Consider the following 7,787-nt stretch of genomic DNA (forward strand, 5'->3'; position numbering starts at 1 on the left):
GGTACCGTCATTCTAGGTTCGAGTCCTGGTAGGCCAGCAGTGATAGCGATGTAACGTGGCACTGCACGTTACAGTACGTCGTCACAGTTCTAAGCCCCGTTCGTCTAGCGGCCTAGGACGCCGGCCTCTCACGCCGGTAACACGGGTTCAAATCCCGTACGGGGTACCACCACAGAGTGGCAAGCACGATGAGCTTGCCACTCTTTTTTCGTATGATTGGCGGCCATGCACTTCTACATTGTTCATGGATACCAAGCCAGCCCTGACAGCCACTGGTTCCCGTGGCTAGAGCGCCTGTTGACCGCCGATGGCCACACCGTTCGCATAATCGCGCTGCCGGAACCGAACGCTCCAATGCTCGATGAGTGGGTAGAGGCGATACGCAACGATATTGAGCGTCCAAACGCTAATACCGGCATCATCACGCATAGCCTAGGCGGCACCGCGCTGCTGCACTATCTCACGGCCTTGGAGGGCGAGTGGGAGCTTCCTGGGCTCTTCATTGTCTCTGGGTTTGTGGAGAAGCTTCGCGTCATCCCAGAGCTTGACGAGTTCATTGGCCAGGCTCGCATCGACGTGCCTGCTGTCAAGCCCCACATCGCTCACACAGAGGTCTTCGTGTCCACCAACGATGTCCTAGTAGACCCCGCCCTCACACAGCAGCTTGCCGACGCCCTCTCCGCCGTGCCCATCACCATCCACGACGCGGGACATTTCCTTGAAGATGACGGCTATACCGAGTTTCCACAGCTGGGGGATCGCATCACGCGGTGGCTGCACAGTCTATAGTCCCTCAGTCATAGCTTTAAGCGCCTCCACGTGCTGCACGTAAGCCTGTGCGCCCGCCTCCGTGAGCGCGACCCACACGGCGTCCTTCGCGCGGGTAGAACCGTACTCTCGGGTGCGGCTAATGTAGCCGTGATCCTCGAGGTACTTTAGCTGTTTGGACAGCGTATCGGCGGGGAGCTCGGTGAACTCGGCGAGCTTGCTGTACCTCATTTGCCGGCCTGCGGTGGCGCCGGCGGAGTAGAGCGCAGCGCAGGTTCTGAGGCGGTTAATCGGGTGGATAACTGGGTCCAGCTCAGGGGATTGGTTGGATGCTTTACTAGGCATTAGCGCCCTTTATGGCCGCGTTGCGGTTCTCGTAGAGCATCCAAGCCGTTGCTGCCGAAACAATGACCCCGCTGGTGATCATCCATGGCCATGTATCAGGCGTCGGCGTGGTGGAGAAAATCATTGCGCCGGGGAGCAGTACGCGTGACCACGTGGCGCGATCGTTTCTCGGTCCCGTGTTGGGGTCGAGCCGCACGAAGGGGTTCGCGATTTTGTCCTTGAGGAGGAAACCGAGAATGAACGTCGGTATGAGGAGTGCGAGTGTGTACCACCAGGACAGCTTGGTTAGCGCAAGACTGATGCCGATACCGAGCGCTACAAGTGCTACCGCCCACCAGCTCTGCGTCCAGGCGGTGCGCTGTTGAACTTCGTCAATGACTTTGAGTTCGTCGTTCATAACCTGACTCCCTTGTTTGCATCTAGTGCAAGTCTAACGGTTGCAATAGCGGCAACTAAAGGGGTGGGTTGCTCGCACGATCTGAGTGGTCTGGTTCTACCCCATACCGGCTAGGAACTTCGGCGAGGTAGTCGGGAAAGTCACAGGAGTACCAGGGGGTGAACCAGTGCTCAATTGGTCTAAGTCCTACCGGTATGCCTTTTCTGGTCATACACTGCAGGTACAACGCATTCCCGACAGAAAGGAGAGCGGATGGCGGAAGCTGAAAATCATCACTATCGCCGACGCGACTCTAGCAGATAGTACTAGGCGGCATCGCCATAATCCACAACTTCTTAAAGCCAACACTCGAGCGAAGTAGGAGCCTTGCACCACATGCTGTTAGCGCACGTGTCCTCCCGAACCTCTAGCGATGACTAACAAGTGCTCCGGCCCCAGCAGCCCACGGCACGCCAGCGGAATAACCACTGATTCGATCCGCGCCCAGGCCTTGAGAGCCAATGTTTCCATCGCAGCCGAAAGCGGCAACGAGGTTCGGGATTTTATCTGTGTAAAAGGTGCTTCTACGTGCCGATTTGTGCAACCTTTTGGGGATCCTATAGTGTTTAGCAAGTCCGCAACGGACAGCTAAGCGAGCCCCGTTCGTCTAGCGGCCTAGGACGCCGGCCTCTCACGCCGGTAACACGGGTTCAAATCCCGTACGGGGTACAACGAAAAGCGCTAAGCCAAGCACGTGGCTTAGCGCTTTACTTCTTTAGCGTGGGTGCTACACGATCATGATTTCGGCGTTGTTACCGCCGGTACAACGGATGATCTCGCGCTCGTCGGTCTTACATGCGAGGTCGTAGGATTGGTGGGTAACCGGACTGGTGACCGAGATTTGTGGTGGGACGTATCCGCGTAGATCCTCCAAAGAGCTTATGGTGAGCCCCATAAGGTGGCCGGCAGTTGAGCGGGCAAAGTCGCAGCTGGTATTCGGCCCTGCGAGGATGTAGGTGACGTTGTAGCCATCACCTGTCTGGCATACCGTGGCAGGGGTGCCGAAGACATCGACCTTTGCGCCATTGATCTGCTTCTCTGGCAGCTGCTCGTGGATGTGGTTGATTGAACCAATGCGCGCGGATTCAATGGTTTTCCTGCTTCCAGGTGGCATGACGTACTGTCCGGGCTCTACTCCCTGAAGGTGGGGAGGCGTCGTTTGTGGTGCCTGCTGTTGTGCAGCTTGCTGCTGTGCGCCTTGCGGCTGGGCGCCTGCTTGTCCTTCTGGAGCGGAGCCACCGGGAACGGTGGGCTCGGGGCCTGCAGGCACCTCGGCGTGGGAGTCGTCTTTAAGCGGCTGGAAAGCCGGATAGGTGTTTTTGAATGATGGCTCTGTTGCCTCAGAGGTGGCCGGGGCCGTGTCTGGGGCGGCGGTTTCGGCGGTGTTGGAGGAGCAACCAGCCGCGAGTAGACCCGCGGCGGCTACGGCGGTCAATGCCGTGAGGAATCGGTGTGCGGAGGAGGGGGTCTGCGGGGAAGTCATGACCCCACACTAACGCCCGCCTAGCCATATGGTGTGGGAAAATGGGGAAAGCTGCCCAGCCCTCAGTGCAGAACAGCGAGTAAGCGGGCAGCAAAGGTCTGCGTTAGCGCGGGGAGCCTTAGTGGCAGTCCCAGTGGCCGTCGTGGGCGGCGTGGCGGTGGCCATCGTGCAGGTAGTCCACGTGATCGCCGTGTGGGATGGCGACGTGACCGCAGCCCTCGCCGTGCTCGTGATCGTGGTCCTCGTGAATGTGGTGCTCGGACGTCTCGCACTCGTCCCAGTGGCCCTCGTGCTCACGGTGGATGTGACCGTCGTGCAGGTAGTCAGTGTGATCGTCGTGCGGGAAGGCAACGTGGCCGCAGCCCTCGCCGTGGGTGTGCGTGTGCTCGTCGTGGATGGTGTGGGTCATGATTCCTCCTCAAAGAATCGGGGGTTTTCACTCCATTTTCAGTAGCTGATAGTTACAGTAAAGCGAATTTTCACTATGTTTTCAATAGTGGGGGTGGGTGGGGGTGCCCCACCCTGATGGCTGTGCACGAAGTGAAAGGTGATTCATATGTGAAAAGCGCTAGAGTAGGGAAATGATGAAAAAGTCTCTTCAGCACCGTTCTTCGCGCCTTCTGTCTGGCCTGGCTTCTGTCGTGGGCGCGTGCTCGCTGGCCATTGGGTTTGCTGCCCCCGCAATGGCTGGCGAGGGCGTGCCGGTTACCCAAGGCCAAAAGATTGTCGCCTCCGATGGTTCTCTGTGCAGCATCGGCTATGTTGAGGCCACTCGGGCATGGACCTCGGCGCACTGCGGTCTCAATGGCGAGCAGATGTATAACGACGCAGGTCAGCACGTAGGTACACTGCGCTGGTTCAAGCCCTCGGGTGCGGCGGGGCATGACCTGGCTTATATCCAGTTTGCCGGTGGGACCTACTCTGCGGGAAACCCGCTCACCGGAGATGGAATGGCACCCGTGCCTGGTGAGGGATCAACGGTGTGCTTCGACGGGCAGGCTACCGAGCGCCAGTGTGGCACCGCGGTGCGTGGCCCGGGGCTCTTCCCAGGAATGAACTACGTTGTGGACGTGGCGTTGGCGCCAGGGGACAGCGGTGGAGCAGTCTCCGTGCCGGGGCAGCCGGGTGTGGTGGGCATCTACCAGGGGATCACTCAGGCTAGCCGCGATGGGCAAACCATAACCTTCTCTAATTATGCTCGCATGCCGCGAGCAGACGAGCTGGCGCACTTGCCGCACCAAGGCTGGGTACCGCGTCGCCCCAACCGGGAGCCGGGAAACCCAGTGCGCCTGGTGCAGGAGAGGGGAGAGGCGCTGTCTTCGACGAGTAGCACGGGTCCGGAAGGGTTGCGCGGCCTAGCCATGTACTTCGGGCTGAGCATTTAAACAGCTGGCATCGAGACAGGTGGGAATTCGTGGGCGAGTTCTAGCGTCCCGCTTTTCCCGCAGCGTCGTGGGATAGCGCGGCGGTGAGGCGGGAGGAGGCGTCGACAAGCACGTCGGCGAACTTCTCCGCTGGGGAGGGGCGGAATCGTTCGGCGGAGCCGGAGACAGAGAGTACGGCGATAAAGTTGCCGGCGGCGTCGAAGACGGGGGCGGAAACGGAAGCGAGATTCGACTCGCGTTCCTCGATGGATTCGGAGTAGCCGTTAGTGCGTGCGAGCTCGACGTCGTGCTCGCTAAAGAGGGCATCGGGAACGTGTACATCCGCAAAAGCTGCGAAGATGCGGGCGGCTGAGCCGGACGTAAGGGGTAGCTGGCGGCCGACGGGTACGACGTTGTGCAGGCCAATCTCCGGCTCGCGTGTAGCAATGCACGTGCGGGTTGTTCCAGATAGCTCATAGAGCTGTACGGACTCACCGGTGGCCTCAAGGAGCTCTTCCATGATGGGCCCGGCGGTTTCAATGATGCGATCGCGGTTGCCGGGAAGGGCGGGGCCCGCACCCCACTTTCCGTCGGGTGTGCGGGTGAGGATCCGGTGTGCCTCGAGTGCTGTGGCGAGACGGTGTGCGGTTGCTCGGGGCAGGCCGGTGGTCTCACAAAGCTCGTTAAGCGTGGAGGGGCGGTTGGTCGCGGCCATCATGATGGCAACTGCGCGATCCAATACCTTTATTCCTGATACTGCGCTATACTCTCCCATATAATGAAATCTACGTCCCATTAATTGAGATTTCAAGTGGAGAGAAACATGACTGAGAAATTGACACTCGCAGAGAAGGTATGGCGCGACCATGTCGTGCGCAAGGGGGAGAACGGCGAGCCTGATCTCCTCTACATTGACTTCCAGCTCTTGCATGAAGTTACCAGCCCGCAGGCCTTCGACGGTCTGCGCCTGGCTGGACGGACGATGCGGCACCCTGAGTTGCACTTAGCCACGGAGGATCACAACGTTCCCACCGTGGGTATAAAGACCGGAAATCTCCTGGAGATTAAGGACGAAGTTTCCCGTACACAGGTGTCTACCCTTCGCAAGAACTGCGAGGAGTTCGGCGTACGCCTGCATTCGATGGGTGATGCCCAGCAGGGCATTGTCCACACCGTTGGTCCGCAGTTGGGTATCACCCAGCCCGGCATGACCATTGTGTGTGGTGACTCGCACACCTCGACGCACGGCGCCTTCGGCTCCATTGCCATGGGCATCGGTACCTCCGAGGTTGAGCACGTCATGGCCACTCAGACGCTTTCGCTCAAGCCTTTCAAGACGATGGCTATCGAGGTTAGCGGTGAGCTGGCGGAAGGTGTTTCCGCCAAGGACTTGATCTTGGCTATCATCGCCAAGATTGGCACTGGCGGCGGCCAGGGCCACATTATCGAGTACCGCGGCGAGGCCATTCGCAAGATGTCGATGGAAGCGCGCATGACGATCTGCAACATGTCCATCGAGGCTGGTGCCCGCGCTGGCATGGTTGCTCCGGATGAAACAACCTTTGAGTACGTCAAGGGCCGCGAGTTCGCCCCGCAGGGCGAAGACTGGGACGCAGCGGTCGAATACTGGAAGACGCTGCCGACCGACGAGGGGGCCGATTTCGATACCGTCGTCGAGATCGATGGCTCCGCCCTCACCCCGTTTGTCACCTGGGGCACCAACCCGGGCCAGGGTCTGCCGTTGAGCGCTGCGGTGCCCGACCCGGAGGAGTGCGGGGACGATGGCGAGAAGGCCGCAGTCGAGAAGGCCCTGGCGTACATGGACCTCACGCCGGGCACGCCGTTGCGCGATATCCAGATCGACACTGTCTTCCTGGGATCGTGCACGAACGCTCGCATCGAGGACCTGCGCGCCGCCGCCGAGGTGGTCAAGGGGCGCAGTATCGCGGCTGATACCCGCATGATGGTGGTCCCGTCATCGGCCGTGGTCAAGGCGCAGGCTGAGGAGGAAGGCTTGGACAAGATCTTCACCGATTTCGGCGCTGAATGGCGTACCGCGGGTTGCTCGATGTGCCTGGGTATGAACCCGGACCAGCTGAAGCCGGGGGAGAGGTCGGCGTCGACAAGCAACCGCAACTTTGAGGGCCGCCAAGGCCCCGGTGGCCGTACCCACTTGGTGTCCCCGGCCGTTGCCGCGGCGACAGCAGTCCTGGGCCACCTGGCCGCACCAGCTGATATCGACGATGCCGCCGTAGCCGGCGCCTAAGGAAAGGGAAAAGACAATGGAGAAGTTCGTAACTCATACTGGCGTCGGCGTTCCGCTGCGAGTTTCCAATGTGGATACCGACCAGATCATTCCTGCGCGCTATCTGAAGTCCGTCAAGCGCACTGGCTTTGCCGAAGGCCTGTTTTCTAACTGGCGCAGCGACGAGAACTTCATTCTCAACCAGGAACCGTTCAAGGAAGGCTCTGTGCTTTTCGCGGGTCCGGACTTTGGTACCGGTTCTTCTCGTGAGCACGCGGTGTGGGCGCTTGCTGAGTATGGATTCAAGGCGGTGTTTTCCTCCCGCTTCGCCGATATTTTCCGCGGCAACTCTGGTAAGGCCGGGCTGCTGACGGGGCTCATGGAGCAAGAAGACATCGAGCTCATCTGGAAGCAGTTGGAGTCCGGTGAAACCGAAACCACCGTGGATTTGGAAGCGCGCACGGTTACCGTCGGCGGCAACAGCTATACCTTTGAGATCGATGACTACACCCGTTGGCGCCTCATGGAGGGCCTCGACGACATTGGGCTGACCCTGCGCAATGAAGACGATATCGAGGCCTTTGAGGACAAGCGCCCGGGATTCAAGCCCCGCGTCGTGGCGTCTTAGCGTGGGCAATGGGGGTGTGGGAGTGTTCCCCGCCTCCTGTGGCACCGGCCACATATCGGCGTTAACATCCTCGGCATGAGCAATCCTTATCAAAGCTTTAGCGGGGACAGCGGCAATCAGTTCGGCGGTGCAGGCGGGCATAGTGGCTATGACTATCACGACGCCGCAGGTTATGGCTATCAGCAACCAGGCAGCTACGGCTACCAGCAGCCGGGAAGCTTTGGGTACCACCAGCCCGGCGCCGCGCCTGGCAATCCACAAGGCGGGGCTCCCGCGCAGCCCATCGACGCCATGGATATTGTGGGCCAAACCTTCAAGGGCTACCTGAAGCAGCCTGTGCCAGGGATGCTGGCCATGCTGGTGCATCTCATTATCTCTTTTGCTCTTCTTCTTGTGCCGGGAACCGTTTTAGGCGGCATCTCCGCAGCGATGGAAGAAAGCGGCAGGGACATTGAACCCCTGGTTCCTACCGTGGGGATACCTCTTATGGACCTGACCCCCGTTAGGTAGACACCTGA

General features: G+C 59.9%; 10 protein-coding genes and 2 tRNA genes. 7 read left to right on the forward strand and 5 right to left on the reverse strand.

Features of this window, described 5'->3' with window-relative positions; translation table 11 throughout:
* Window positions 1-93 precede the first annotated feature (93 nt).
* Window positions 94-169 (forward strand) — tRNA-Glu (locus HMPREF3056_RS10475).
* A 56-nt stretch (window positions 170-225) separates the two neighbouring features.
* Window positions 226-789, forward strand: a complete 564-nt coding sequence (locus HMPREF3056_RS10480; RefSeq protein ID WP_070754720.1) for an RBBP9/YdeN family alpha/beta hydrolase — start codon at window positions 226-228, stop codon at window positions 787-789.
* Here the strand turns inward: HMPREF3056_RS10480 and HMPREF3056_RS10485 are convergent.
* Entirely contained in the window at window positions 784-1,113 is a 330-nt protein-coding gene (locus HMPREF3056_RS10485; RefSeq protein WP_070754722.1) for a transcriptional regulator, read from the reverse strand. The two genes, HMPREF3056_RS10480 and HMPREF3056_RS10485, sit on opposite strands and share 6 nt — an antisense overlap.
* Entirely contained in the window at window positions 1,106-1,510 is a 405-nt protein-coding gene (locus HMPREF3056_RS10490) for a hypothetical protein (protein WP_070754724.1), read from the reverse strand. The genes HMPREF3056_RS10485 and HMPREF3056_RS10490 overlap by 8 nt, the downstream gene beginning before the upstream one ends.
* 635 nt (window positions 1,511-2,145) lie before the next feature.
* Between HMPREF3056_RS10490 and HMPREF3056_RS10495 the strand changes: the two genes are divergently transcribed.
* Window positions 2,146-2,218, forward strand: a tRNA-Glu gene (locus HMPREF3056_RS10495).
* A 58-nt stretch (window positions 2,219-2,276) separates the two neighbouring features.
* On the opposite strand, the gene HMPREF3056_RS10500 is transcribed toward HMPREF3056_RS10495, so the two are convergent.
* Both HMPREF3056_RS10500 and HMPREF3056_RS13140 read right to left on the reverse strand, forming a co-directional pair.
* A complete protein-coding gene (locus tag HMPREF3056_RS10500; protein ID WP_070754726.1) occupies window positions 2,277-3,032 on the reverse strand; it encodes a hypothetical protein in 756 nt (251 codons plus the stop codon).
* A 118-nt stretch (window positions 3,033-3,150) separates the two neighbouring features.
* The gene (locus HMPREF3056_RS13140; RefSeq protein WP_070681158.1) at window positions 3,151-3,441 is read right to left on the reverse strand and encodes a hypothetical protein; all 291 of its coding nucleotides are present in this window, start codon (window positions 3,439-3,441) and stop codon (window positions 3,151-3,153) included.
* 172 nt (window positions 3,442-3,613) lie between these two features.
* Here HMPREF3056_RS13140 and HMPREF3056_RS10510 point away from each other — a divergent pair, with 172 nt between their 5' ends.
* Window positions 3,614-4,417 (forward strand): chymotrypsin family serine protease, encoded by an 804-nt coding sequence (locus HMPREF3056_RS10510; protein WP_049154912.1) that lies wholly within the window; start codon window positions 3,614-3,616, stop codon window positions 4,415-4,417.
* Between the two features lie 40 nt (window positions 4,418-4,457).
* On the opposite strand, the gene HMPREF3056_RS10515 is transcribed toward HMPREF3056_RS10510, so the two are convergent.
* Window positions 4,458-5,171, reverse strand: a complete 714-nt coding sequence (locus tag HMPREF3056_RS10515) for an IclR family transcriptional regulator (protein ID WP_070754730.1) — start codon at window positions 5,169-5,171, stop codon at window positions 4,458-4,460.
* Between the two features lie 48 nt (window positions 5,172-5,219).
* On the opposite strand from HMPREF3056_RS10515, the gene leuC reads away from it, so the two are divergent.
* From leuC to HMPREF3056_RS10530, 3 genes are all read left to right on the forward strand, one after another.
* A complete protein-coding gene (leuC, locus tag HMPREF3056_RS10520; protein ID WP_049154909.1) occupies window positions 5,220-6,662 on the forward strand; it encodes a 3-isopropylmalate dehydratase large subunit in 1,443 nt (480 codons plus the stop codon).
* A gap of 16 nt (window positions 6,663-6,678) precedes the next feature.
* Window positions 6,679-7,269 carry a 3-isopropylmalate dehydratase small subunit gene (gene leuD, locus HMPREF3056_RS10525; protein ID WP_070511687.1) on the forward strand — a complete coding sequence of 197 codons (591 nt, stop codon included), beginning with the start codon at window positions 6,679-6,681 and terminating at the stop codon, window positions 7,267-7,269.
* Window positions 7,270-7,344: 75 nt separating this feature from the next.
* Window positions 7,345-7,779 (forward strand): hypothetical protein, encoded by a 435-nt coding sequence (locus HMPREF3056_RS10530; RefSeq protein WP_246822512.1) that lies wholly within the window; start codon window positions 7,345-7,347, stop codon window positions 7,777-7,779.
* Window positions 7,780-7,787: the final 8 nt, after the last annotated feature.

It is taken from the genome of Corynebacterium sp. HMSC056F09 (assembly GCF_001815785.1).
GTDB classification, from domain to species: Bacteria; Actinomycetota; Actinomycetes; order Mycobacteriales; family Mycobacteriaceae; genus Corynebacterium; species Corynebacterium hiratae.

What these genes read in the sequence shown, in the direction of transcription:
- HMPREF3056_RS10480 (WP_070754720.1), top strand. Translation starts at nt 226, where the DNA reads ATGCACTTCTACATTGTTCATGGATACCAAGCCAGCCCTGACAGCCAC.
- HMPREF3056_RS10485 (WP_070754722.1), bottom strand. Translation starts at nt 1,113, where the DNA reads ATGCCTAGTAAAGCATCCAACCAATCCCCTGAGCTGGACCCAGTTATC.
- HMPREF3056_RS10490 (WP_070754724.1), bottom strand. Translation starts at nt 1,510, where the DNA reads ATGAACGACGAACTCAAAGTCATTGACGAAGTTCAACAGCGCACCGCC.
- HMPREF3056_RS10500 (WP_070754726.1), bottom strand. Translation starts at nt 3,032, where the DNA reads ATGACTTCCCCGCAGACCCCCTCCTCCGCACACCGATTCCTCACGGCA.
- HMPREF3056_RS13140 (WP_070681158.1), bottom strand. Translation starts at nt 3,441, where the DNA reads ATGACCCACACCATCCACGACGAGCACACGCACACCCACGGCGAGGGC.
- HMPREF3056_RS10510 (WP_049154912.1), top strand. Translation starts at nt 3,614, where the DNA reads ATGATGAAAAAGTCTCTTCAGCACCGTTCTTCGCGCCTTCTGTCTGGC.
- HMPREF3056_RS10515 (WP_070754730.1), bottom strand. Translation starts at nt 5,171, where the DNA reads ATGGGAGAGTATAGCGCAGTATCAGGAATAAAGGTATTGGATCGCGCA.
- leuC (WP_049154909.1), top strand. Translation starts at nt 5,220, where the DNA reads ATGACTGAGAAATTGACACTCGCAGAGAAGGTATGGCGCGACCATGTC.
- leuD (WP_070511687.1), top strand. Translation starts at nt 6,679, where the DNA reads ATGGAGAAGTTCGTAACTCATACTGGCGTCGGCGTTCCGCTGCGAGTT.
- HMPREF3056_RS10530 (WP_246822512.1), top strand. Translation starts at nt 7,345, where the DNA reads ATGAGCAATCCTTATCAAAGCTTTAGCGGGGACAGCGGCAATCAGTTC.